The sequence below is a fragment of the Aminobacter sp. AP02 genome, assembly GCF_003148805.1.
Classification (GTDB): domain Bacteria; phylum Pseudomonadota; class Alphaproteobacteria; order Rhizobiales; family Rhizobiaceae; genus Aminobacter.
In genome coordinates this window covers 1-22,645 of the sequence record NZ_QGGX01000021.1, presented here as the reverse complement: position 1 = coordinate 22,645, position 22,645 = coordinate 1, and the positions used below count along the sequence as shown (strand labels likewise).

Sequence of the window (22,645 nt, the reverse complement as noted above, 5' to 3'; positions counted from 1 at the left end):
CGCGGACCACGACAAGGAGGGTTCTATGCTCAAGGAATTCCAGGAATTCATTTCCAAAGGCAATGTGATGGACCTTGCCGTCGGCGTCATCATCGGCGGCGCCTTCGGCCTCATCGTGTCGTCGCTGGTCGCCGACATCATCATGCCGATCATCGGCATGGCTGGAAGCGCGGATTTCTCGAACTATTTCCTCCCGCTTTCGGATGCGGTGACCGCGACTTCGCTGGCGGAGGCAAGAAAACAGGGACCAGTCTTCGCGTACGGCAATTTCATCACCGTGGTCATCAATTTCCTGATCCTTGCCTGGATCATCTTCCTGATGGTCAAGGGCGTGAACACCATGCGACGCAAGCTGGAGAAGCAAAAGGCTGCCGAGCCGGCCGCGCCGTCCGCTGATGTGGTGCTGCTGACTGAAATCCGCGACCTGCTGGCCAAGAAGTAACGACTGAGCGCTGTCTCGCTCTGGCATGCTGAATAACCCCCGGCTGGCTGGTCCACCGGGGGTTCTTTCATTCGTGCGGGCGCGCTAGGACTTGGATCCAGAACAGACATTCAACCTGGGATGATCATGAGCCTTATCGATATGGTTCGCGCGGAAGCCCGTCTCGCGCCCGTCAGCGGCATTGAGGCAGTGGCAAACTACGGGCGCGACCGCGCCGGCCTCATACCGCTATGGTCCGGCGAAGGCGACATGCCGACACCGGACTTCATCAGTTCGGCTGCCGCGCGCGGGCTCGCCAATGGCGAAACCTTCTACACCTGGCAGGCCGGCATTCCGGAATTGCGCCAGGCGCTCGCCCGCTATCACAAGCGCCATTTCGGCATGGACTTTTCCGAGGACGAGTTCATCGTCACCATTGGCGGCATGCAGGCGATCACCATGGCGTTGCAGGTGGCCGTGGGTGCTGGCGACGAAGCGCTTTATCTCGCGCCAGCCTGGCCGAACTTCGCTGGTGCGGCGGGGGTCGCCGGCGTCAAGCCGGTACCGGTGCTGCTCGACATGACCGACAATGGCTGGAGTTGCGATGTCGAAAAGGTCGCCGCTGCGATTACCCCGCGCACCAAGGCGATCTTCGTCAATACGCCGTCCAACCCGACAGGCTGGACCGCCGACCGCGAAACCCTGCAGGCCATTCTCGAGCTGGCACGCAAGAACAATCTGTGGATCATCGCCGACGAGATCTATGCGTTGTTCCATTTCGGCGGGCATCGCGCGGCCTCGTTCATGGACATCATGGATCCGGAAGACAAGATCCTGTTCGTCAATACCTTCTCCAAGAACTGGGCGATGACCGGCTGGCGCGTCGGCTGGCTGCGCTCGCATCCTTCGCTCACCCGCACCTTCGAAAACCTGGTCCAATATTCGACTTCGGGCGTGGCGCAATTCATGCAGCGCGGTGCGATCGCTGCGCTCGACGAAGGCGACGACTTCATCGTCTCGCAGGTCGAACGTGCCCAGCAGGCACGCGACATCGTCTGCAAGGTTCTGGGCGATACTGGCAAGGTCCGCTTCTGCGTGCCCCCCGGCGCTTTCTACCTGTTCTTCTCGGTGGATGGCATGAAGGATGCCGAGGCGGCCGCCTTCGACATCGTCGACATGGCGGCTGTCGGCGTTGCGCCCGGCACTGCTTTCTGTGCCGGCGGCGAAGGTTTTCTCAGACTCTGCTTCCACCGGCGTCTCGACCAGGTCGAGGAAGCCTCGCACCGGCTGGCGAAGTGGATCAACGCGCAATAGGCGGATAGTTCTGCGAACAAAAAAGGCCCGAAACCGATCCGGTTTCGGGCCTTTTGATAAGTTGGCTTGCCGCTCAGCCGCCTGATTGCGGCACCAGCAACGGGACGATCCGTTCGCTCTTGGCAACCCCGGTATGGCCCGCGGTGCGGTATGGGATGCCGAGCGCATTCCACGTCTCGACCAGCGCATCCTTGAGCGACTCGATCAGCGCGTCGTCGTGGAACGGCGTCGGCGTGATGCGCAGGCGCTCTGTGCCGCGCGGCACTGTCGGATAGTTGATCGGCTGGATGTAGATGCCGTGGACGCCGAGCAGGCGGTCGCTGGCCATCTTGCACAACTCGGGATCGCCGACCAGGATCGGCACGATGTGCGTCGGTGACTCCATGACGGGGAGCCCCGCACCGGCGAGCACCTGCTTGGCGTGCCCAGCCTGGCGCTGCTGTGCGTCGCGCTCTGCCTGCGAGTTCTTGAGATGGCGGATCGATGCGGTGGTCGCCGCCGCGATCGCCGGCGGCAGGGCGGTGGTGAAGATGAAGCCTGGTGCGTAGGAACGAACGGCATCGACCAAAGCCCGGGTGCCTGTAATGTAGCCGCCCAGCGTTCCAAACGCCTTGGCCAGGGTTCCCTCGATGATGTCGATGCGATGGGCCAGGCCCTCGCGCTCGGTGATGCCACCACCGCGCGGTCCGTACATGCCAACCGCATGGACCTCGTCGATGTAGGTCATCGCATTGTACTTCTCGGCGAGGTCGGCGATCTCCTTGATCGGCGCGATGTCGCCGTCCATCGAGTAGACGCTTTCGAACACGATCAGCTTGGCGCGCTCGCGGCCTGCCGCCTGCAGCAGGCTTTCAAGATGAGCCACGTCGTTGTGACGGAAGATCTTCTTTTCCGCGCCCGAGCGGCGCACGCCCTCGATCATCGAGGCATGGTTGAGTTCGTCGGACAGGACCAGGCAATTGGGCAGGAGCTTGGCGATGGTCGAGATCGCGGCTTCGTTGGAGACGAAGCCCGACGTGAAGACGAGGCCGGCTTCCTTGCCGTGGAGATCGGCGAGCTCGTGCTCAAGCTCGACCAGCGGATGGTTGTTGCCGGAAATGTTGCGCGTGCCGCCTGCACCGGTGCCCATGTTGCCGGCTGCCTTCTGCATCGCCGTCACCACGTCCGGGTGCTGGCCCATGCCGAGATAGTCGTTCGAGCACCACACGGTAATTTCCTGCGCTCGACCGTTGGAACGCCAGATCGCGCGCGGGAACTTGCCTACGATGCGCTCCAGATCGGCGAACACGCGATAACGGCGTTCGGCGTGGATTTGGTCGATCGCTTCTTCGAAAAACCGTTGGTAGTTCATGTGGACGTCCCAATTTTTCAACCGCGAGCATAATCAACGGCCGGTTCGGCGTCCATCAACCGTTTTTGGTCAAAATGCCACGCCCTCGACGTCCCAAACGATCATGGAACGCCGAAAAGTCCCTTGATGTGGATCAAACCCGGCCGCGACAGAATGATCCGTGCGCAGGCCGCCTCGCATTTGCCCGATCTTTTGCGTTAGAGAGAAAAAGCGAAATCTGAAGCGGAGTTATTCGATGGCGGTACTGGTGACGGGCGGGGCGGGTTACATCGGCAGCCACATGGTCTGGGAACTGCTGGATGCCGGCGAGCAAGTCGTCGTCCTCGACCGCCTTTCGACCGGCTTCGAGTGGGCCGTCGCACCGGAGGCAAAACTGGTCCGGGGCGACGTCGCAGACCAGGAACTGGTTGGCAAGCTGATCCGCGAACATGGCGTGGACGCCATCATCCATTTCGCCGGCTCGATCGTGGTGCCGGAATCGGTCGCCGATCCGCTGGGCTACTATGAAAACAACACCTGCAAGACCCGCGGTCTGATCGAGACGGCGGTGCGCTGTGGCGTGAAGCATTTCATCTTTTCGTCGACGGCTGCCGTCTACGGCGCGGCTGGCATGGAACCGGTGGTCGAGGACGCGCGCCTGGCACCGGAATCGCCCTATGGCCTGTCCAAGCTGATGAGTGAATGGATGCTGCGCGATGCGGCGGCGGCGCACCCGCTGCGCTACACAGCGCTGCGCTACTTCAACGTCGCGGGCGCTGATCCGAAGGGACGCACCGGCCAGTCGACCAAGGGAGCCACGCACCTGATCAAGGTTGCTTCCGAGACAGCGCTCGGCAAGCGCGCCGCGATGCAGGTCTACGGAACCGACTATGCGACGCCTGACGGCACCTGCGTACGCGACTATATCCACGTTTCGGATCTCGCAGCGGCGCACCGGTTGGCGCTTGCCCGACTGCGGGCAGGCGGCGGCAATCTGGTCGCCAACTGTGGCTACGGCCACGGCTACTCGGTGCTCGAAGTCATCGACAGCGTGCGGCGCGTGCATGGCGGCGATTTCAAGGTCGAGATGGGGCCCCGCCGAGCCGGCGACGCGGCCTCGGTCGTTGCCAATGCGGACCTGGCACGCGGCGAACTCGGTTGGGCGCCCAAGCACGACGATCTCGACGCCATCGTGGGCGACGCGCTCAACTGGGAAAAGCTACTCGGCCGCAAGAACTCCGTCGGCGATTGAAGCTGGCTCAGCCGATTCCTGATGGGATCTCTCGAAATGCCGCACGGCAACGGCTAGTGGTGCCTCGTGGAGTTGAGTTCCCGGCGGTCGTGGGTTCCCGGTCAGAGCCCGATATCAACTTGGGTACGAAATGAAGATCCTGGTTCTCGGCGCAGGCGTGGTCGGAACGGCGGCCGCCTACTATCTCGCCCGCGACGGCCATGAAGTCACCGTGCTCGAGCGGCATCCGGCCGTGGCACGTGGAACCAGCTATTCCAACGCCGGCCTGGTCTCGCCCGGCGACGCCACTGCCTGGGCTTCGCCCGCAGCGCTCAAGACCTTCCTCCGCTCGCTCTACACGCCCGACCTTGGCATCAAGGTCAGGCTGCGGCTCGATCCGTATTTCTATGCCTGGAGCCTCCGGTTCCTGTTTCAGTGCACGACCGCGCGACTGCGCGCAAACAGCGAGGTCAAACTCAGGCTCGCGCTCTATGCGCGCCAGTGCATCAACGACATTTCGGCGGAGACCGGCCTTGCCTATGACGAGCGCCGCCGGGGCATCCTCTATTTTTTCCGCTCACAGAAAAGTCTCGACGAAGGCAGCGAAAACTACCGTTTCCTGGCCGAACATGGCCTGCCCATCGAGATCGTCGATCGTAATCGCATGGTCGAACTGGAGCCCGGCCTGGCCGCAGCCAAGGACGGCATATCAGGTGGTGTCTATTCGCCGATCGACCAGACCGGCGATTCCCGAATGTTCGTTGAAAATCTCGGCGCTTACGCCACCGAGCGCCTCGGCGTGAAATTCATGTTCGACACTGCCGTCGAAGACCTGGTCATCGACGGCGATCGGGTGAGTGGCGTGAAGACTGCAGCCGGTGTTGTCACCGCCGACGCCGTGGTCATCGCCATGGGGCCGGAAAGCGGATTGCTGGGCCGCCCCCACGGCATTGACCTGCCGGTCTATCCGGTCAAGGGGTACACAGCGACCGTGCCGCTCGACGATCCCGAAAAGGGCCCTACGATGGGCGGTGCCGACGAGGACAATCTGATCGCCTATTCGCGGCTCGGCGACCGCCTGCGGCTGGCCTCTACCGCCGAATTTGCCGGTTTCGACCGCAGCTACAAGCCACAGGACTTCGCGCGATTGTTCAGGGCCGGCAAGGAGCTGTTCCCCGGAGCCTTCGATCCAAGCAAGGCCGAACTGTGGGCCGGCCTCAGGCCGATGATGCCAGGTTCGGTGCCGGTCATGGGCCGCGCACGCTTCAAGAACCTCTATCTCGACACGGGCCATGGCCATGTCGGCTGGACCATGGCCTGCGGTTCCGGCAAGTTCCTCGCCGACCTGATCGCGGGGCGTAAGCCCGAGATCGATCCGGAGGGACTGGTCTACAAGGGCTGACGGCTAGCGCCGGCCGACGCTCTGCCTGGATTCGTAGAGATATTGCAGGCCGATGATGACGGCTGCGATCAAGAGATAGAACACCGACACGACCAGCAGCACCTCGATGGCCTTGTAGGTCTCCGAGATGATGACGGTAGAGGCCGCCGTCAGCTCGTCGATGGCGACCAGGCTGGCGAGCGAGCTGCCCTTGACCATCTGGATGGCGTTGGAAAACAGCGACGGGGCCGCGAGCCTGTAGGCCTGTGGGATCATCACCTTCCAGTAGGTCGCGAACGGCCTGAGTCCGAGCGACCTGGCGGCGTCGAGCTGGCCTGAGGGGATGCTCTCGAAGCCCGATCGCAGGAATTCGAGATTGTACGCGGTCGAGGCGAAGATGAGGCCGATCAGCGCCGACGGCACCGGCTCCAGATAGATGCCAAGGCGCGGCAGGCCGTAATAGAGCGCAAACAGCAGCGCCAGCACGGGCGCTGCGCGGGCAAAGAAGCTGTAGCCGATGATGAGGCGGCGAAACGCGCCCGCGGGCCGCTGCATGTAGATGGCCAGCGGCAGCGCCAGCAGATTCGATACGATGATGACGATGATCGAGATGAGCAGCGTCAACGCCAGCCCATCGAACAGCATTTGCCGGTAGGTCGGGTCGAGCAGGATGTTCATCGTGCCACCAGCTGCTTGGGCTTGCGCTCGTTGAAGACGAGCAGCGGCGTGACGATAAGGATGTAGAGGCCGACGGCGAGCGTCAGGAAGGTGAAGGGCGCGTTGGTGGCGGCGATACCCTGCTTGGTAACGTAGAGGATTTCGCTGACCGAGACGGCCGAGGCGATGGACATGCGCTTGACCGTGCCGATGGCGTAGGTGATCCAGCCCTTGCGCGCGAGCGGCAGGACTTGCGGGATCAGCACGCGCAGGAAGACGATCCGTTTCGGCAGCCCGAGCGCGAGCCCCGCCTCGTACTGGCCGAAGGGGATGGCCTTGAGCGCGCCTTTGAAAACCTGGTAGTCGAAGGCAATGCCAACCAGCGCAAACGCGATGATGGTCGAGCCGATGGGGCCGAAGTCGATGCCGACCTGCGGTCCGCCGAAGAAGAACAGGAACAGCACCACCAGTTCCGGCACCGAGCGAAAGAAGGCACTGAACGCCTCGATGGCCTTCCTGGCGTAGGATTTCTCGCGGCCGTAGTGGACCAGCGACAAAAGCAGGCCGAAGACCGCCGACAGGGTGAATACTACTGCCGACAGCCCAATGGTGAGGGCTGCCGCAACCAACAGCCGCGGCAGCCACGCAAGTGCGATTTCCATTTTCCGTCGCCCCTCGCGGAGAGCCCTTTTACTGCGACTTCGACCAGTCGATGGAGGCGCCGAACCACTTGTCGGCCAGGCCCTGCAGGGTGCCGTCCTTGCGCCAGGTCTCGAATTGGGCGTCGATGGCGTCGGCCAGCGGCTTGTTCTTGTTGTTGACCGCGACGCTCTGGGTGATGGTCGAGAGCAGGTCGTCGAGGGTGACCGTGCCGGTCAGCTTGCCCGACTTGGCGAGATATTTCGGGCCAAGGAAGTCATGGGCGGCGAAGTCGATACGGCGGTTCTCGAGATCGAGAAACAGCTCGGTCGCGCCGGGATATTCGCGGCTCTTGGTGACGCAATCGGCCGGCAGCTTCTCCTTGGCGACCTTCTGGAACGCGCCGCCGCGCACAGCACCCATGGTCTTGCCGCAGACGTCCTTCCAGCTGGCGATATCGGCGTCGGCCTCACGGCGGGTAATCGCCGCGCCGTTGACGATATAGGGCGACAGCAGGAAGAAGTCCTGCGAGGCCAGGCGCTCCGGCGTGCGGGTGACGCCCGAGGCGATCAGGTCGAAGCGACCCGCGGTGAGGCCTGGCAAAAGCCCGGCGAAGTCGAGCTTCTCGAACTTAGCGGTGAGGCCGAACTGCTTGGCGACCAGGTTCACGACGTCAATGTCGAAGCCTTCGAGCTCGCCAGCGGCGTTGGTCATGCTGAACGGCGGAGCCGAACCCGACGTGCCGACCGTGATGGTGTCGGCATTGACGAGGGCGGCCTTGTAGTCCTGCGCACTTGCCGCGCTCACGCCGAAAACCGCGATGAGGGCCAGCAGAGCTGTCCGCGCAATTCCCATGATCACTCCTTTGATGGGCTGCTTGAAAACTGTATTGACGGGTTATATCGCAAACCCGGAGGGCCACCAAGGACGGCAACCCTCCAATGTTAGGATAGTTTCTTGCGAAGCTGTTTCTCAAGAACGGCCGTTTCGAAAGTTCGAGGATTTGTGGAATGGAGCTGCGTTTCAAGCTCAACTACCTGTATCAAGGGCAGAATTCGCCGTTCTTGCACGCCGTCGACGCCGGCTATTTCGCCGATCACGGCCTGTCCTGCACCTTCGTCGAGGGCTTCAGCTCGTCGCTGGTGACGCGCGCCCTGGTGGGCGGCGAGGCGGACATCGGATTCGGCGACGTTTCGTCGGTTTTCGAGCGCGCGCTGCGCACCGGCGAGCCCGAGATTTCGTGCCTCGTGCCGATCTACGAGCACACCCCCTGCTGCCTTGGCTATCTCTCGGACGGCAAGCGCCTGACGCTGGCCGACATTCCCGGCAGCACGCTCTGTGGGCCCAACGGCGACACCTCGGCGCGACTTTTGCCGCTGCTGCTCAAGCGCAACGGTTTTGCCCCCGATAGCTACGCCTATCACGGCGTCCAGCCAGAGGAGCGCGACCGCCTGGTTGCCTCGCGGTCCGTGCTGGCCGCGACCTGCTTCGACGCGACGCTGAAATTCGCCATGCAGATGCGCGGCTACGATGCCAGCACCCTCGACTTCCTCTATTTCGCCGATAACGGCCTCGACATATATTCGGGCGCGCTCGTGGCGCTCAATACGGTGCTGGAGCAGGAGCCTGGGCTCGCAAGCAAGCTGCAGGCGATCACCCGCCAGGCCTGGCATGATTGCCTTCGCGATCCGCAGCTCGGCGTCGACGCGGTGATCAGGCGTTCGCCGGACATGGATTCTGAAATCGTGCGCAACCAGCTGACCTGGATACTCGAGCGCCAGGTGTTCCCCAACGGGCCGCGGCAGATGGAATTCGACCTCGCTGGCGCCAAGATGGCCGACACGCTGGAATGCGCGACTTTCTCGGTGGGGGCCGAGGCGAAGCGCGGTGCGGAAGGGCTGGCTGCGGAAGTCTGCCGGAACTAGCCGGTCTCGAAGTCGCCCGGCTGCGGCGGGGCGATCGGCTTGAACAGGCTGCGGTCGGGCTTGAGGTCGAGCAAGGGTGTGCCGTCGAGGCAATCCATGCCACGTACGTTCAATATGTTGGCCTCGACGCTGACGAGCTCGACAATCGAGGTGCCGATCGGGTTGGGCCTGACAGGCGAGCGCAAGGCAAAAGTACCGCGCGAGGTCCCGTCATTGGCCGGGCTCTGGCGCAGGAGATCACGCCTGGACATATGCAGCCAGTAGAGCACTTCGAGGCGCTCGAACCTTTCGACACCATCGAGGGCAGCCTGCCAGGGCTCGAAGATCTCGATGCGGCAGATGGGGCCATCGGCACGGCCCTGGCGCGGTGTCATCAGTCGCGAGGTCCAGGGTGTGTGGATGCGTCCGATGAACACCAGTCCGGCGTCGAATTCGGTGGGGTACGCGACCGCGCTTTCGCCGTCGCGGATCTCGTTTTCGCGGGCCATGCTCAGTCCACCGCCACCATGACGTCGGATGCCTTGATGACCGCGTAGGCGTCCTTGCCCACGGCGAGTTTCAGTTCATCGACCGCAGCGTTGGTGATCGAAGCCGTGACGACGGCACCGCCGATGTCGATGCGGACATGTGACGTGGTTGCTCCCTTGGTCACTTCGACGATCTTTCCCTTGATCTGGTTGCGGGCGCTGATCTTCATGATGCGTTCCTTTCGGTCAGGGTTGCGGCAGCGACGACGACGACGCGGATCCGGCGCGTTTCGACGCCGAGCGCACGCGCCTCCTCGTCGTCGAGGGTCATCAGGTTCATGCGCCAGCACAGTAGCACCATCGGCACCAACGCGACGATGACGGCGGGAATGATCGAGGCGAGGTCGCGACCTCGCGCAGCGATTTCGGCGTGTTGGCAAAGGTGCCGTCGATGAGCAAGTAGGGAATGCCGGGCTGTTCCTACACCTTGTCGGCGAGCGAGGCATAGGTCGGGTTGACCGTGCCGACGTCGAGGATGATGTCAGGCTTCATCGCCAGTACCGCTTGCATGTTGGCGGTGTCGCCCTTGCCGGTCAGGCGTCCATGCACCGGCAGTGCGCGGTAGGCTCGGCGATGAATTCCTTCTCGTCGTCCTTGAATTCGCGCACCCAGCCGACCAGCTTTTCGGGCGCCACGGAATAGAGCAGGACCGAAGCGGGCGGGCCGGCGGCCATGACACGGGTGATATTCGCCGGCAATGCCACCTTGCGGCCTGCCGCGTCGGTGAAGGTGCGCTCTTGGCCAGCCGCCACAGCGGTGAAGCCGTTGACGACCGCGGCCACTGTTACAAGCGAAAGCAAGATGTTGCGACGGTTCATGAGCACGGTCCGATGTGTGATGAGTTACGGCTATATCCAACGGAATATAGCGCATCGCATTGTTATGTTTGCGCGGATATAGCGGTCAAGCGATTTTCGATGCTCTGACCCATCCGATTTGGCGTGGCCTTGCCTTGACCCGGGCGTGTTCGCCGGGCGAGGCTGCCGACAGAATCTACAGCCCATGGAGACCTCGTCATGTACGCACATATTCTCATCGCCACCGACGGTTCGGAACTGGCGCAGAAGGGCCTCGACCATGGCTTGAACCTGGCCAAGGGCCTCGGCAGCAAGGTGACGGTGATGAGCGTCACCGAGCCGGCGCCGATCTTCGCATCGGCCGGCATGTATGGCCCTGTCGCCACCGCCGAAGACATTGTTTCCTACCAGAGGGCCGGCGAGGAATACGGCGCCAAGGTGCTGAACGCCGCCAAGGCCCAGGCCGACAAGCTCGGCGTCAACGCCGAAGTCGTGCATGTGGAGGAGATGTGGGCGGCCGAGGCGATCAACCAGGTCGCCAAGGATCGCGGCTGCGACCTGATCGTGATGGCCTCGCATGGCCGTCGCGGGCTTGGCCGGCTCATTCTTGGCAGCCAGACCGTCGAGGTCTTGACCAACAGCCAGGTGCCGGTGCTCGTCGTTCGCTAGGCGTCGTTCAGACTATCTTGCCGCGCGCCGGAACCGGCCACAGTTCGGGCGCGCGATCCTTGCCATAGGCGTAGACCCCGTCGACCATGTTGGTCACCACGCAGGCATGGTTGGGTACGATGCGCAGCCGCTGGCCGACGCTCAGGTTGATGTCGCCGTCGGTCCTGAGCCTGCCATGTTCCTCCGACAATTGGTCGATGGAGATGTCGGGACGGCCAAGCACATGGCCGTGGCCCTTGAGGCCGAGCAAATCCGAGGTCAGCGTCTTGGAGCCGGCATCGATGATGGCGCGATCGGGCGCGGGCACCGAAACGACCGTGGCAAGCACGGTCAGTGCGCAATCGTCCCAGTCGCAGACACCACGCGCCACCAGCGAACGATCGTTGTAGACATAGGTGCCGGGTCGGTATTCGGTAGCGACGGGCGCCAGGTGCGCTGACATCAGGTCAGGCGAGCCGCCCGACGTGACTGTAGGCACCGCAATGCCCTTTGCTTCGATCAGTGCTTTTGCCTCAGTCATGAGGGCCTGAACCCGGGGGGCACCGCCAACGGGCGGATAGGTCATCAACCCGGCGAAATGCAGTCCAGGTGCGGCTGCGATGCGTGCGGCGAGTTCAGCTGCCGCCTCGGGCGAGCCGACGCCGCAGCGGTCGGCGCCGGTGTTGCATTCGACCAAGACGTCGAGCGAAGCACCTGCGGCAGCGAATGATGCCGAAAGCCCATCGACGACAGTGGCATTGTCGGCAACGACGGCGAGCCGCACCTTGCGCGACAGCTCCAGAAGACCGGCGATCTTGGCGTCGCCAATGATGTTGAAGGTGATCAGCACATCGGTGATGCGGTCGCTGCCGGCGACCATCGCCGCTGCTTCCGAAACCTTCTGGCAGGTGATGCCGACAGCACCAGCGGCGAGCTGCAGTTCCGCGATGCGGGGAAGCTTGTGCGTCTTGATATGGGGCCGGGCCTTGAGGTCGTGGCTGTCGGCATAGGCCTGGAAGCGTTCGATGTTGCGCTTGGCCAGATCGATGTCCACCAGCACGGCGGGTGTCTGGATTTTGTCGAACATGATTGCACTGCCTCCAACTCGATACGTCGGACGACCTTGCCTCCGAAGCGCTTGACAAACAATGGCACATGCATTCTCATGTGACAATCCATTATTCAGGACACGTGTCCATAATAATGGACATCGATCAAGAGTTTTTCTGGGAGGATTGGTGAGATGAAGGCGTATCTCCTGGCGGCCGTGGCCGCCGTCGCGCTGATGAGCGCAGTGCCTGCAGGCGCGCAGGAAAAGCAAAGCAAGCTCGATGAGGTTCTGGCGCGTGGCCATCTGGTCATGGGTACCGGCAGCACGAATGCGCCGTGGCACTTCAAGAGCGCCGACGACAAGCTTCAGGGCTTTGACGTCGATATGGGCCGTATAGTCGCCAAGGCGCTGTTCGGCGATCCCGACAAGATCGAATACGTCAATCAGTCGTCGGATGCGCGCATCCCCAACATCACCACCGACAAGGTGGACCTGACCTGCCAGTTCATGACGGTGACCGGCGAGCGCGCCCAGCAGATCGCCTTCACCATTCCCTACTACCGCGAGGGCGTCGGCCTGATGCTGAAGGGCGACAGCAAGTATGCCGACTACGCGGCGCTGAAGGCGGCCGGTTCGGGCGTGACCATCTCGGTGCTGCAGAATGTCTATGCCGAATCGATGGTGCATGCAGCATTGCCGGAGGCGAAGGTCGACCAGTATGAATCAGTCGACCTGATCTACCAGGCGCTGGAATCGGGCCGGGCCGACGCGGTCGCCACCGACCAATCGTCGCTGGCCTGGTACATGAAGCAGAACCCCGACCGCTATAAGGACGCCGGCTATGGCTGGAACCCGCAGACCTATGCCTGCGGCGTCAAGCGCGGCGACCAGGACTGGCTGAACTTCGTCAACACCGCCCTGCATGAAGCGATGACGGGGGTCGAGTTCGACTTCTACGCAAATTCCTACAAGACCTGGTTTGGCAAGGAACTGGCTCCGCCGCAGATCGGCTTCCCGGTCGAGTACAAGTAAGCTCGCCCATGGGCGCGGCACCGGTTTTGCCGGCCGCGCCTACCTTTCCGATCGGAACCTGACGGCACCATGGGTTACACGCTCAATTTCTCGGCGGTCTGGCGTAGCTTCGACCAGCTGCTCTGGGGCCTTGCGCTCAGTCTGGGGCTCGCCTTCGTGGCGATCGCCATCGGCTGCGTGCTCGGCCTGATAACGGCTTTCGGGTTGTTGTCGAAGCGCGGAATGCTGCGCCACCCCGCGCGCATCTATGTCACCATCATCCGCAACACCCCGATCCTGGTGCTGGTGCTGTTCACCTTTTTCGCGCTGCCCCAGCTAGGCATCCGGCTCGGCAAGATAGAAAGCTTCGTATCGACGCTGGCGATCTATTCCGGCGCTTATCTCGCCGAGGTGTTTCGTGGTGGCCTGCTCGCAGTGCCCAATGGACTGAAAGAAGCGGGCCTTGCTATCGGCCTGACGCAATCGCAGATCCGCAACTCGATCGTCATGCCGCTGATGCTGCGCAATGTCCTGCCTTCGCTCTCAAGTACGCTGATCTCGCTGTTCAAGGACACGTCCCTGGCCGCAGCGATAGCTGTGCCGGAACTGACCTTCGAAGCGCGCAAGATCAATGTCGAGACCTTCCGTGTCATTGAGACCTGGATCGTCGCTAGCTGTCTTTACGTCGCCACCTGCTCCGTGCTCGCAGCCCTGCTGCGCCAGCTCGAGCGGCGCATGTCCATCCCGAGGTGATCGACATGGAACTCGTGACATTCTTTGAAACGCTGTGGCTCGCCCGTATCCCCATCCTCAAGGGCATCGGCGTCACCGTCTCCATCTCGGTCCTGGCGATCCTGGTGGGCACCATACTGGGCGTTGGGGTCGGTCTCGCGCTGACCTATGGCGCCCGGCCTCTGCGCTGGCTGGTGCGCGGCTACACCGATTTCATCCGCGGCACTCCGGTGCTGGTGCTGGTCCTGGCGAGCTACTACGTGCTCGGCACCGTCGGCATTGATCTCGGACCGTTCCAGGCGGGTGTGCTGGCGCTTGCCGTGTTCTGCAGCTCGCATGTCGGCGAGATCGTGCGCGGCGCACTGCAGTCGATCCCCAAGGGCCAGACCGAGGCGGCAAAGGCGATCGGGCTGACTTTTCCCCAGACCTTCGCCTATGTGCTTGGGCCCCAGGCCCTGCGCCAGGTCCTGCCGGCCTGGGTCAACACGGCGGCCGAGATGGTCAAGGCTTCGACGCTGTTGTCGATCATCGGCGTCGCCGAGCTTTTGCTGAGGACGCAGGAACTGATCTCGCGCACCTTCATGAGCCTCGAATTCTATTTCTTCGCGGGCTTCCTCTATTTCGTCATCAACTACGGCATCGAGCGTTTCGGCCGCTACGTTGAACGCAAAACCGCCATTCCATCGTGAGGCCGCAGCAATGACCGGCAACCTTCTCGAAATCCGCGACCTGCACAAGCGCTACGGCGAAGTCGAAGTGCTCAAGGGCGTCGATTGCACCATGGCCCAGGGCGATGTCATCTCGATCATCGGCTCCTCGGGTTCCGGCAAGACGACGATGCTCCGCTGCATCAACATGCTGGAGGAATTCCAGGGCGGCTCGATCCGTATCGACGGCGAGGAAATCGGCTATGAGACCGCGGGTGGCACACGCCGCCGCAAGAAGGAAAAGGAAATCGCCCGCCAGCGCGCGATGACCGGCATGGCCTTCCAGCAGTTCAACCTTTTTCCGCATATGAGCGCGGCCGAGAACGTCATGCTCGGCCTGGTCAAGGTCAAGAAGATGTCCCGCGACGAGGCGCGCAGCGTTGCCGAGAAGTGGCTCGACCGCGTCGGCCTTGCCGAGCGCCGCGACCGATTTCCGAGCCAGCTCTCCGGTGGCCAGCAGCAGCGCGTTGCCATTGCTCGCGCCATCGCCATGAACCCCAAGCTGATGCTGTTCGACGAGGTGACTTCGGCGCTCGATCCCGAACTCGTCAACGAGGTGCTGCAGGTCATCAAGGACCTCGCCCGCGACGGCATGAGCATGCTGCTCGTCACTCACGAAATGCGATTCGCCTATGAAGTGTCCTCGCGCGTCATCTTCATGAACCAGGGCCGCATCGGCGAAGAGGGCAACCCGCGCGAGATGTTCCACAAGCCCCAGACCGAGCGGCTGATGGAATTCCTCAAGACCTCAACCTTCAACTAGCATTCGGAGAATCAACATGACGATCAAACGCTACGGCACCGGCCAGACCGGGGCGGGCAAGCAGGCATTGCCCTTCGCCCGCGCCGTCGAGGCCGATGGCTGGCTGCACGTTTCGGGACAGGTTGCCATGGAAAATGGCGAGATCGTCGGCGGCGGCATCATTGCCGAAACGCGCAAGACGATGGAAAATCTGATCGCCATCCTTGAAGAGGCAGGGTATGGCCTGGAGCATGTCGTGCGCGTGGGAGTCTGGCTCGACGACCCCAGGGATTTTTGGTCGTTCAACGGTGTATATGCCGAGTATTTCGGCGATCACCCGCCGGCCCGCGCTTGCGTCCAGTCGAGTATGATGGTCGATTGCAAAGTCGAAATCGACTGCGTCGCCTACAAGGCGCCGTGACAAACAAGATTCTACTTCGGCATTTCGCCGAGGAGCGCGCATGGACGAAGTTGCGGACGATATCATCAACAGGCGGGCACGCGGTCTCGACCGCGCCTTCGAGATATTGAACTATCTGCGCCTGAAGCGGCAGCCGCTGCGTCCCAACGAGATCGCCCAAGGCATCGGTGCGCCGCGCTCCTCGGTCTACGAATTGGTCAACCTGTTGATGCGCCAGGGCGTCCTGGAATATCGCGGCGAAGACGGTCGTGTGTTCCTCGGCCGCAAGCTCTATTTCCTCGGCGTCGCCTATTCCGAGCAATTCGACCTGATGCGCGAATGCGACAAGTTGCTCACCCACATCGCCGAGGAAACGCGCGAGACGGCGCAGATGTGTCTGCTTGAGGGCAACAAATACACTGTCGCCCAGATGAAGGAAGGGCTGCGCCCGTTTCGCATCTCCTCCAATGTCGGCGACCCGGTGGCGATCCCGTGGACGGCTTCGGGCCGCCTGCTTGTCGCGCATATGAGCGACGAAGAGATCCTCGAATTCATCCCGAAGGACGATTTCCGCTTGCCTAACGGCGAGTGGCTCGATCCGGCGGTATTCATCGCCGAGGTGCGCGAGGCGTCCCGTGTTGGCTACTACACGTTCAACAGCGCGGTCGAGACCTTCACCCACTGCTTTGCCGTTCCAGTCTATCAGGCCGACCGCATCTGCGTGGCGACCTTGTGCCTGGTTGCGCCGCGCGAGGACGGGCTCAAGAACCACGCCAGTTATCTCAAGACGCTACTCGATGCGGCAGCCGATCTGTCGAGCCGACTTGGGCACGCCGCCGACGAGGACGGGCATGGCGTTGCAGGGCGCGGCCGTCCGGCAATGAGCGCCTGACCTCAACCAAATCAACCATGGATTGGCCGCAAAGCATGGCGGGACGCGTTCTTTCAATCGGCGAATGCATGGTCGAGCTCAGGCAGGCCGAAGGTGGGTTGCTGCGGCAGGGATTTGCCGGCGACAGCTTCAATACCGCCTACTATGTCAGGGCCTTCCTGCCCGAACTCCAGCCGGTCGACTATTTCACCGCAGTCGGCACGGACACGATTTCCGATGAAATGCTGGCCTTCGTCGAAGGCACCGGCATTGGTACGAGCTTTGTCCGCCGCGTACCGGGACGCAGCCCGGGCCTCTACATGATCCATCTCAAGGACGGCGAGCGCAGCTTCTCCTACTGGCGTTCGGCTTCCGCCGCGCGGCTTCTGGCCGACGATGGCGATGCGCTGCGCAAGGCAATCGACCCGTCCGAGGTGATCTTCTTCTCCGGCATCACGCTTGCGATCCTCGCACCCGAGGCTGTCGCAACCTTGTTGGCCGAAATCGGCCGCGCCAAGGCGGCGGGCAAGTTGGTCGCCTTCGACCCCAACATCCGCCCTCGCTTGTGGGACGACGCCGAGACAATGCGGCGCACGATCACCGCTGGGGCTGCTGCCGCCACCGTCGTCATGCCGAGTTTCGAAGACGAGGCGACGTATTTCGACGACGCTTCCATCGAGGCGACCATCGCGCGATACCGCGCCTTGGGCATCGACAAGCTTGTGGTCAAGAACGGTGCCGAGGGCATTACGCTCAGCGTCGGTGGCAATGAAACCTTCGTGGCGTCGGTCGCGGCAAGCAAGGTCGTCGACACGACCGGTGCCGGCGACAGCTTCAACGGCGCCTTCCTGGCAAGGTACATCGAAACTGGCGATCATGTCGGCGCTGCGGAATTTGCCGCCCGCGTCGCTGCAACCGTCATAGTCCATCACGGTGCCTTGCTCCCGCCCGCCGAGTTGCGGGGGTTCGCCCTCGCCTAGTCCAGACTTCTCGGCTATCGCCAACATTGCCACGACTTTGAGCAATTTGCCTTCGCTTTGATCGGCGGGGCTTGATTTCGTGTGAAAAAACTTTACCACTGGTGAAATGTTGTTTTTGCGCATTGTCATGGCTGGGGATCACTAGAGTGAAGGAAGACCGATTGTCAGCCGTCGGTAGCGCCGACGGCAAGAAGGTACCCGCCGCAGTCGCGGCAAAGGCCCGCCCGGTCCCATTGCTACAGGACCCGCATGCGGTACGCGACACGCCCGAAAAGGTGCTGGAAGTGGCGCTTGGCCACGAAGTGCGCGCCTTTCGCAAGAAGCTCGGCATCACCGTCGCCGACCTGGCGGCGATGACCAACATTTCGCTCGGCATGCTGTCCAAGATCGAAAACGGCATCACGTCGCCGTCGCTGACAACGCTGCAATCGCTGTCGCGCGCGCTGGGCGTGCCGCTGACAGCGTTTTTCCGCCGCTTCGAAGAGGAGCGTAATGCCGTCTTCGTCAAGGCAAATGAGGGCGTCGACGTCGAGCGCCGCGGCACCCGCGCCGGTCACCAGTACAATCTTCTCGGCCACATCGGCTCCAACACCGCCGGCGTCGTGGTCGAGCCCTACCTGATCACCCTGTCGGAAGATTCCGACGTTTTCCCGATGTTCCAGCATGAAGGCATGGAGTTTCTCTACATGCTCGAGGGCGAGGTCGTTTACCGCCACGGCAGCAATCTCTACCGGATGACGCCGGGCGACAGCCTGTTCTTCGACGCCGACGCCCCGCATGGACCGGAAGAGCTGACGACATTGCCGATCCGCTATCTCTCGATCATTTCTTATCCGCAGGGCAGCGGCAGCGAATAAGCTACGGCCTTGATCGACCTCTGCATGGTTTCTGCTTCCCCGTGATAGCCCGGCTGGGATCGGGCATTCGTTGCCGGCTAGCGAAAGCAATCGCCCGCTTGTGCTCACCAACCAAAACGCCGCGCATCCTGGGACACGCGGCGTTTGGCAATTCAAGCTCGGGCCGAAGCCTATTCCGGGCTGAAGCCGGGCGAGGTCGGTGCCCCGTCGTCATATTTCGACAGCCACTCGACCGTGGTCTGGCGATAGCGCGTCAGACCCTTGTACTCGGCGAGTTCCACCGGCAGGTCGCGCAGGACGCGATGGAAGCGGCGCGCCCACTTCGGCACCGTCACCAGCTCGTCCATCTTGAGCAGGTAGCAGCGGATCGGGAAGACCAGCGCGTTGGAGCGCGGCAGCCGGAAGAAGGTCTGCAGCTCAACGCGCAGATGCACCTTCTGCCCGACGTTCTCCGGCGTTACCGTCAAGCGGTCGCTGCCCCATTTGTGGAAGTTTTCCGGGCTGGTATCGAGCCTTGGGTTGATCGTCATCGTCCAATTCAGGCGCCGTGCCGGCTGGCCCTGCTGGATGTTGGTCAAGAACTTCAGTGCGCGGGTGAAGACACCCATTTCATGCGCCAGCGGCACTGGCGCATGCCATTCGAAAAAATTCATGCCGATGTCGAAATCAAGCGACCAGTCGGCCTGCGTGGTGACCATGCCGGCATCCATCCACAGATTGCCGTCGCGCTGGTCGAGGATGGCGAAGTCACCCTGGCTCTGGCGGGTGATGTACTCCATCGGCCCGTAAGGCAGCGTGGAGACGTCACCGAAAGTGAAGGTGTCGTCGATACCCAGCGGCCGGTTGATCCAGCGCCACCGGTCGCCGTCGCGCGTCAGCGTGAAGTGCTCGGGATAGCCCTTGGCCATCTCGGTCATCAGGAGTTCGAGCAGGTCCCAGCCGGCGAGCGTCATGTGCGGCAGCGACTGGCAGCGCAGAGGATCCTCGGCCAGGACCATGGCGCGATCCTGCATTTCCGAGACATAATGCTCGTCGACGTCGATCAGGTGTTCGAACACGCTGTTCTTCGGCCCCGGCACATGCGGCTCGATGTTGACCGAGTACATGTAGGCGTCTTCATGGTAGGGAAAGGGAAACCGCCTGATGTTCTCCGGACTGTTCCTGAAGGTAAAATCGTCGCGGAACGTTTCTTTCCTGAAGTTAATTCCCATCAATTCCTCCCTCTTCCGGAGCGTTGGACGCTCCAGGATGTTCTACCGTTCCAGGACCAGCGAGCGGCCCTCGAAGCGCGAAACGCATGGCATGATCTTCTTGCCCGAGCAGTGCTCCTCATCGCTCAGCCAATGGTCGTTGTGCTTGAAGGTGCCGTCATACGAGATGACGTTGGTTTCGCACTGGCCACAGACGCCGCCGCGGCACAGATAGGGCGGATCGACACCCGCCGCCTCGATAGCTTCGAGCAGGCTCTGCTGTTCGCCGACCCGGATCTCCAGCCCGCTCACCGCCAGCTTGACGTCGAAGGGCGTACCCGGTTGGGGTGCAGCGAAATGCTCGTAGTGCACCGCATCGTCCGGCCAGCCGTGGGCGGCGGCGGAATCGCGCACCCATTTGATCATGCCTGCGGGGCCGCAGACATAGATATGGGTGCCGAGTGGCTGTGTGGCGAGCAGGCGCTCAAGCGGGATGCGTTCGTTTCGCTCGTCGAGATAAAGGCTGACGCGGTTGCCGTAGCGCTCGCGCAGCACATCGGAGTAGCTGCCGAGCGCTTCGGAGCGGCAGGTGTAGTGCAGCTCGAAATTGCCGCCATACGAAGCCAGTTGGGCCGTCTGGGCGAGAAACGGCGTGATACCGATGCCGCCGGCGATCATCAGATGCTTCTTGGCGCGCAAATCCAGCGAAAACAGGTTCACCGGATAGCTGATCACCATTTCCATGCCACGCTTGACGCGGTTATGCATGAACAGCGAGCCACCCCGGCCGACATCGTCGCGGCGCACCGAGATGGTGTAGTCGCGGGTGCTGAGCGGCGAACTCATCAGCGAATAGGGATTGAGGCGGGTGATGTCGCCGTCGCGCATTTCGACGACAACATGGGCGCCGCCGGAGAAGGTCGGCAGGTTGCCGCCGTCGGTGCGCTCGAAGTGAAACCGCTTGACCAGTTCATTGACCGCGACCACTTCGGTCACGGTGACGTTCAGCTTGTTTGTTCCCGCGCTCACCGGAAAATCTCCTCTTTCTGAGGGATCTCGGTCGGATCCTCGGCATTGATGCAGACGCCCTGAAAGGCGGCATGGCGCTTGGAGTAGTGGTCGCGGACGAGAAGCAGCAGGCCGCAATGCGAGCAGGTTGCCGGCTGGGTGGTGACGTTCTCGGTAATGCCCTTGCAGTGGACGCACTGCATCCTGCGTGCCCACGAGCCGCGATGCTCGGTCTGGATCGAGGCAGGGTCGATGCCGGCTTCGAGTGCTGCCTGCATCATCTGGCCGATCAGGCCTTCAGTCCCGGCGAGATACATGCGCAAGCCCATATGGGCGTTGGCAAGTACCCAGGTCAGGCGCGGCAATGCTGCCGCGACCGACGGGCCCTCATAGTACTGGGCCGGCTTCAAGGCTTTCAAAGCGTTCTGAAAGCTGTCTCCGGTCCGGCCCGGTATGAACATGATATGTGCGTTGGCGAAGAAGTCCTCTGGAGCCTTCTTCGCCAGGTCCAGGATTGCGGACGCCCCTTCGGCGTCCGCGATCAGAAGGTGGCTCTTGCCGGCCTGCGGTGACAATGTTCCGTAGACCGGGCGACTGAGGATCGTCTTCACCGGTGCACTGTCCAAGGTCTCAGCCCTTTGCCGTCCGCTTCAGCTTCTTGGGATCGTCGAACGGCAGCGACTGGGCGGTTGCCTTCACGGTGCCGCTGGCGTTGCGGATCTCGAGCGGCGTACCGACAATGGCGCAGTCGACGTCGAGACGGGCGATACCCATCGACTTCTTGACCAGCGGCGAATACATCGCACAGGTCACGACACCGACGTTCTTGCCGTCGCGCCAGATCTCGGCACCTTCGTCAGCTGCCTTGTCGCTGTCGAGAAGCACGCCGAAGATCTTGAAGCGCTCCTTGCCCTTGAGGCGATAGTGCTCTTCAGCGCCGCGGAAGCCGGTCTTGCCTGGGCTGACGGTGAAGTCGAGGCCGAGCTCCCACAACGTATCGCCAGGGCCCTCGTTTGCGAACGGGTACTTCTGCGAATTGTCGTACGGGTAAAACAGAAGGTAGCTCTCGACGCGCAGCATGTCGAGCGTCGTGAAGCGCGTGGGGATGATGCCCATCGACTTGCCTTCTTCGACGATGGTGTCCCAGATCTTTCCGGCATCCTGGCCGCGGCAGAAGATCTCGTAGCCGCGCTCGCCGGTATAGCCGGTGCGCGAGATCATGACCGGCAGGCCGAACAACTGGGTCTGCATATGGTGGAAGTAGTTGAGGTCGCGGATGCCGGGCACGTGCTTGGCGAGGTAGTCGACGGCGAGCGGGCCCTGCAGGGACAGGTCGTGCAGATTGTCGTCGAAGCGCACCGAAACGTCGCGGCCGATCGAGGCGCGGGTGAGTTCCTCATGGCCCGAACCCGAGCCATGCACGACCATCCAGGAGTTGGTCGAGATGCGATAGATGACGCAGTCGTCGGTGAACTTGCCGGCGTCGTTGAGCATGCAGGCGTAGACCGACTTGCCGGGATAGATCTTCTCGACGTCGCGAGTGGTGCACAGGTCGATCAGGTGCGAGGCATGCGCACCGGTGATGTGGACCTTCTTGAGGCCCGAAACGTCCATCAGACCGGCCTTGGTGCGGATCGCGACATATTCCTCGTTCGCGTCCTTGTCATAGCTCCAGGCCGTGCCCATGCCGCTCCAGTCTTCCAGTTTGGAACCAAGCGCGCGGTGGCGGTCACCCAACGTCGAAAAACGCCAAGAAGCTGTCATTTTCGGTACTCCTCCATATTGTACCCCGCCCTTGGCCTTGCCGTGCGGCGGACATTGTTGGGAACATTTGAACCCAAAATTGCCGCTAGGGCAATATCCAAGTGCAAGAAATTTTACTGATAGGCAACATTTTGCCTTTCGCGAACATAAGGCCCGCATCCGAGTCATGTCTCCCAAACATGGCTCGACGGTTGGCGGAAAAAAGGCCTGGCAAGAGATGCCAGGCCTTGAAAAGGCGCTCCGGGCCTGGGGGACAGGAGGGTGGTTGGGAGCGCCGTGGGAGAAAGCTTTCGCCTAGAACAGGCCTTCGATCTGGCCCTGTTCGTTGAGGAAGATCTTTTCCGACGATGGGGCCTTGGGCAGGCCCGGCATGGTCATGATCTCGCCGCAGATGGCAACGACGAAGCCGGCACCTGCCGACAGCCTGACCTCGCGCACCGGCACGACATGGCCCGTCGGAGC

Annotated in this window: 29 protein-coding genes; 14 read left to right on the top strand and 15 right to left on the bottom strand. The window is 62.3% G+C overall.

Annotated elements, in window-relative coordinates; genetic code table 11:
* The first annotated feature begins 25 nt into the window (after nucleotides 1-25).
* Together mscL and C8K44_RS22320 are read left to right on the top strand one after the other, a co-directional pair.
* Nucleotides 26-442, top strand: a complete 417-nt coding sequence (gene mscL, locus C8K44_RS22325; RefSeq protein WP_109578025.1) for a large conductance mechanosensitive channel protein MscL — start codon at nucleotides 26-28, stop codon at nucleotides 440-442.
* 126 nt (nucleotides 443-568) lie between these two features.
* Entirely contained in the window at nucleotides 569-1,735 is a 1,167-nt protein-coding gene (locus C8K44_RS22320; protein ID WP_109578024.1) for a pyridoxal phosphate-dependent aminotransferase, read from the top strand.
* 73 nt (nucleotides 1,736-1,808) lie between these two features.
* On the opposite strand, the gene hemA is transcribed toward C8K44_RS22320, so the two are convergent.
* Nucleotides 1,809-3,086: a 5-aminolevulinate synthase gene (gene hemA, locus C8K44_RS22315; protein ID WP_109577976.1), complete on the bottom strand. Its 1,278-nt coding sequence runs from the start codon at nucleotides 3,084-3,086 to the stop codon at nucleotides 1,809-1,811.
* 235 nt (nucleotides 3,087-3,321) lie between these two features.
* Between hemA and galE the strand changes: the two genes are divergently transcribed.
* Both galE and C8K44_RS22305 read left to right on the top strand, forming a co-directional pair.
* Nucleotides 3,322-4,317: a UDP-glucose 4-epimerase GalE gene (gene galE / locus C8K44_RS22310; protein WP_109577975.1), complete on the top strand. Its 996-nt coding sequence runs from the start codon at nucleotides 3,322-3,324 to the stop codon at nucleotides 4,315-4,317.
* Between the two features lie 130 nt (nucleotides 4,318-4,447).
* Nucleotides 4,448-5,698, top strand: coding sequence for a D-amino acid dehydrogenase (locus tag C8K44_RS22305; protein WP_109577974.1), 1,251 nt, complete (start codon nucleotides 4,448-4,450; stop codon nucleotides 5,696-5,698).
* 3 nt (nucleotides 5,699-5,701) lie between these two features.
* Here the strand turns inward: C8K44_RS22305 and C8K44_RS22300 are convergent, their stop codons facing one another.
* The 3 genes from C8K44_RS22300 to C8K44_RS22290 are packed head-to-tail and all read right to left on the bottom strand — an operon-like array spanning nucleotide 5,702 to nucleotide 7,828.
* A complete protein-coding gene (locus C8K44_RS22300; protein WP_109577973.1) occupies nucleotides 5,702-6,355 on the bottom strand; it encodes an amino acid ABC transporter permease in 654 nt (217 codons plus the stop codon).
* A complete protein-coding gene (locus tag C8K44_RS22295) occupies nucleotides 6,352-6,996 on the bottom strand; it encodes an ABC transporter permease subunit (RefSeq protein ID WP_109577972.1) in 645 nt (214 codons plus the stop codon). Before C8K44_RS22295 ends, C8K44_RS22300 begins: the two co-directional genes overlap by 4 nt.
* A gap of 28 nt (nucleotides 6,997-7,024) precedes the next feature.
* Complete coding sequence (locus tag C8K44_RS22290) at nucleotides 7,025-7,828, bottom strand: transporter substrate-binding domain-containing protein (RefSeq protein WP_109577971.1); 804 nt, start codon at nucleotides 7,826-7,828, stop codon at nucleotides 7,025-7,027.
* A gap of 155 nt (nucleotides 7,829-7,983) precedes the next feature.
* Here C8K44_RS22290 and C8K44_RS22285 point away from each other — a divergent pair, with 155 nt between their 5' ends.
* Complete coding sequence (locus C8K44_RS22285) at nucleotides 7,984-8,898, top strand: ABC transporter substrate-binding protein (protein ID WP_109577970.1); 915 nt, start codon at nucleotides 7,984-7,986, stop codon at nucleotides 8,896-8,898.
* On the opposite strand, the gene tsaA is transcribed toward C8K44_RS22285, so the two are convergent.
* The 5 genes from tsaA to C8K44_RS28245 all read right to left on the bottom strand — a co-directional run bounded on the left by tsaA (nucleotide 8,895) and on the right by C8K44_RS28245 (nucleotide 10,243).
* The gene (gene tsaA, locus C8K44_RS22280; protein WP_109577969.1) at nucleotides 8,895-9,386 is read right to left on the bottom strand and encodes a tRNA (N6-threonylcarbamoyladenosine(37)-N6)-methyltransferase TrmO; all 492 of its coding nucleotides are present in this window, start codon (nucleotides 9,384-9,386) and stop codon (nucleotides 8,895-8,897) included. The two genes, C8K44_RS22285 and tsaA, sit on opposite strands and share 4 nt — an antisense overlap.
* A 2-nt stretch (nucleotides 9,387-9,388) precedes the next feature.
* Complete coding sequence (locus C8K44_RS22275; protein ID WP_109577968.1) at nucleotides 9,389-9,595, bottom strand: molybdopterin-binding protein; 207 nt, start codon at nucleotides 9,593-9,595, stop codon at nucleotides 9,389-9,391.
* Nucleotides 9,592-9,726: an iron chelate uptake ABC transporter family permease subunit gene (locus tag C8K44_RS28255; RefSeq protein ID WP_199227177.1), complete on the bottom strand. Its 135-nt coding sequence runs from the start codon at nucleotides 9,724-9,726 to the stop codon at nucleotides 9,592-9,594. Before C8K44_RS28255 ends, C8K44_RS22275 begins: the two co-directional genes overlap by 4 nt.
* Nucleotides 9,727-9,845: 119 nt before the next feature.
* Complete coding sequence (locus tag C8K44_RS28250; protein ID WP_348626349.1) at nucleotides 9,846-9,974, bottom strand: hypothetical protein; 129 nt, start codon at nucleotides 9,972-9,974, stop codon at nucleotides 9,846-9,848.
* The gene (locus C8K44_RS28245; protein WP_199227176.1) at nucleotides 9,959-10,243 is read right to left on the bottom strand and encodes a hypothetical protein; all 285 of its coding nucleotides are present in this window, start codon (nucleotides 10,241-10,243) and stop codon (nucleotides 9,959-9,961) included. Before C8K44_RS28245 ends, C8K44_RS28250 begins: the two co-directional genes overlap by 16 nt.
* 198 nt (nucleotides 10,244-10,441) lie before the next feature.
* Here C8K44_RS28245 and C8K44_RS22265 point away from each other — a divergent pair, with 198 nt between their 5' ends.
* Nucleotides 10,442-10,891, top strand: coding sequence for a universal stress protein (locus C8K44_RS22265; RefSeq protein ID WP_109577967.1), 450 nt, complete (start codon nucleotides 10,442-10,444; stop codon nucleotides 10,889-10,891).
* 7 nt (nucleotides 10,892-10,898) lie between these two features.
* On the opposite strand, the gene C8K44_RS22260 is transcribed toward C8K44_RS22265, so the two are convergent.
* On the bottom strand, nucleotides 10,899-11,957 hold the full coding sequence (locus tag C8K44_RS22260; RefSeq protein WP_109577966.1) for an alanine racemase: 1,059 nt from the start codon (nucleotides 11,955-11,957) through the stop codon (nucleotides 10,899-10,901).
* Nucleotides 11,958-12,113: 156 nt separating this feature from the next.
* On the opposite strand from C8K44_RS22260, the gene C8K44_RS22255 reads away from it, so the two are divergent.
* From C8K44_RS22255 to C8K44_RS22220, 8 genes are all read left to right on the top strand, one after another.
* Nucleotides 12,114-12,953, top strand: a complete 840-nt coding sequence (locus C8K44_RS22255; RefSeq protein ID WP_109577965.1) for a transporter substrate-binding domain-containing protein — start codon at nucleotides 12,114-12,116, stop codon at nucleotides 12,951-12,953.
* Between the two features lie 69 nt (nucleotides 12,954-13,022).
* Nucleotides 13,023-13,685, top strand: coding sequence for an amino acid ABC transporter permease (locus tag C8K44_RS22250; protein ID WP_109577964.1), 663 nt, complete (start codon nucleotides 13,023-13,025; stop codon nucleotides 13,683-13,685).
* A 5-nt stretch (nucleotides 13,686-13,690) separates the two neighbouring features.
* Entirely contained in the window at nucleotides 13,691-14,353 is a 663-nt protein-coding gene (locus tag C8K44_RS22245) for an amino acid ABC transporter permease (protein WP_109578023.1), read from the top strand.
* Nucleotides 14,354-14,363: 10 nt separating this feature from the next.
* Nucleotides 14,364-15,134, top strand: a complete 771-nt coding sequence (locus tag C8K44_RS22240) for an amino acid ABC transporter ATP-binding protein (protein ID WP_109577963.1) — start codon at nucleotides 14,364-14,366, stop codon at nucleotides 15,132-15,134.
* Nucleotides 15,135-15,150: 16 nt separating this feature from the next.
* The gene (locus C8K44_RS22235) at nucleotides 15,151-15,534 is read left to right on the top strand and encodes a RidA family protein (protein ID WP_109577962.1); all 384 of its coding nucleotides are present in this window, start codon (nucleotides 15,151-15,153) and stop codon (nucleotides 15,532-15,534) included.
* Nucleotides 15,535-15,574: 40 nt separating this feature from the next.
* On the top strand, nucleotides 15,575-16,405 hold the full coding sequence (locus C8K44_RS22230; RefSeq protein ID WP_109577961.1) for an IclR family transcriptional regulator: 831 nt from the start codon (nucleotides 15,575-15,577) through the stop codon (nucleotides 16,403-16,405).
* 35 nt (nucleotides 16,406-16,440) lie between these two features.
* A complete protein-coding gene (locus C8K44_RS22225) occupies nucleotides 16,441-17,364 on the top strand; it encodes a sugar kinase (RefSeq protein ID WP_109578022.1) in 924 nt (307 codons plus the stop codon).
* 161 nt (nucleotides 17,365-17,525) lie between these two features.
* On the top strand, nucleotides 17,526-18,221 hold the full coding sequence (locus C8K44_RS22220; RefSeq protein WP_109578021.1) for a helix-turn-helix domain-containing protein: 696 nt from the start codon (nucleotides 17,526-17,528) through the stop codon (nucleotides 18,219-18,221).
* 170 nt (nucleotides 18,222-18,391) lie between these two features.
* Here C8K44_RS22220 and C8K44_RS22215 read toward each other — a convergent pair whose 3' ends face one another.
* The 5 genes from C8K44_RS22215 to C8K44_RS22195 all read right to left on the bottom strand — a co-directional run.
* Nucleotides 18,392-19,432 (bottom strand): DUF3445 domain-containing protein, encoded by a 1,041-nt coding sequence (locus tag C8K44_RS22215; protein ID WP_109577960.1) that lies wholly within the window; start codon nucleotides 19,430-19,432, stop codon nucleotides 18,392-18,394.
* Nucleotides 19,433-19,474: 42 nt separating this feature from the next.
* Nucleotides 19,475-20,440, bottom strand: a complete 966-nt coding sequence (locus tag C8K44_RS22210) for a PDR/VanB family oxidoreductase (RefSeq protein ID WP_109577959.1) — start codon at nucleotides 20,438-20,440, stop codon at nucleotides 19,475-19,477.
* Nucleotides 20,437-21,030: a dimethylamine monooxygenase subunit DmmA family protein gene (locus C8K44_RS22205; RefSeq protein ID WP_245417589.1), complete on the bottom strand. Its 594-nt coding sequence runs from the start codon at nucleotides 21,028-21,030 to the stop codon at nucleotides 20,437-20,439. Before C8K44_RS22205 ends, C8K44_RS22210 begins: the two co-directional genes overlap by 4 nt.
* 19 nt (nucleotides 21,031-21,049) lie before the next feature.
* Complete coding sequence (locus C8K44_RS22200) at nucleotides 21,050-22,183, bottom strand: aminomethyltransferase family protein (RefSeq protein WP_109577957.1); 1,134 nt, start codon at nucleotides 22,181-22,183, stop codon at nucleotides 21,050-21,052.
* Nucleotides 22,184-22,477: 294 nt separating this feature from the next.
* A partial coding sequence (locus C8K44_RS22195; protein ID WP_146203921.1) for a formate--tetrahydrofolate ligase occupies nucleotides 22,478-22,645 on the bottom strand: 168 nt, incomplete at its 5' end.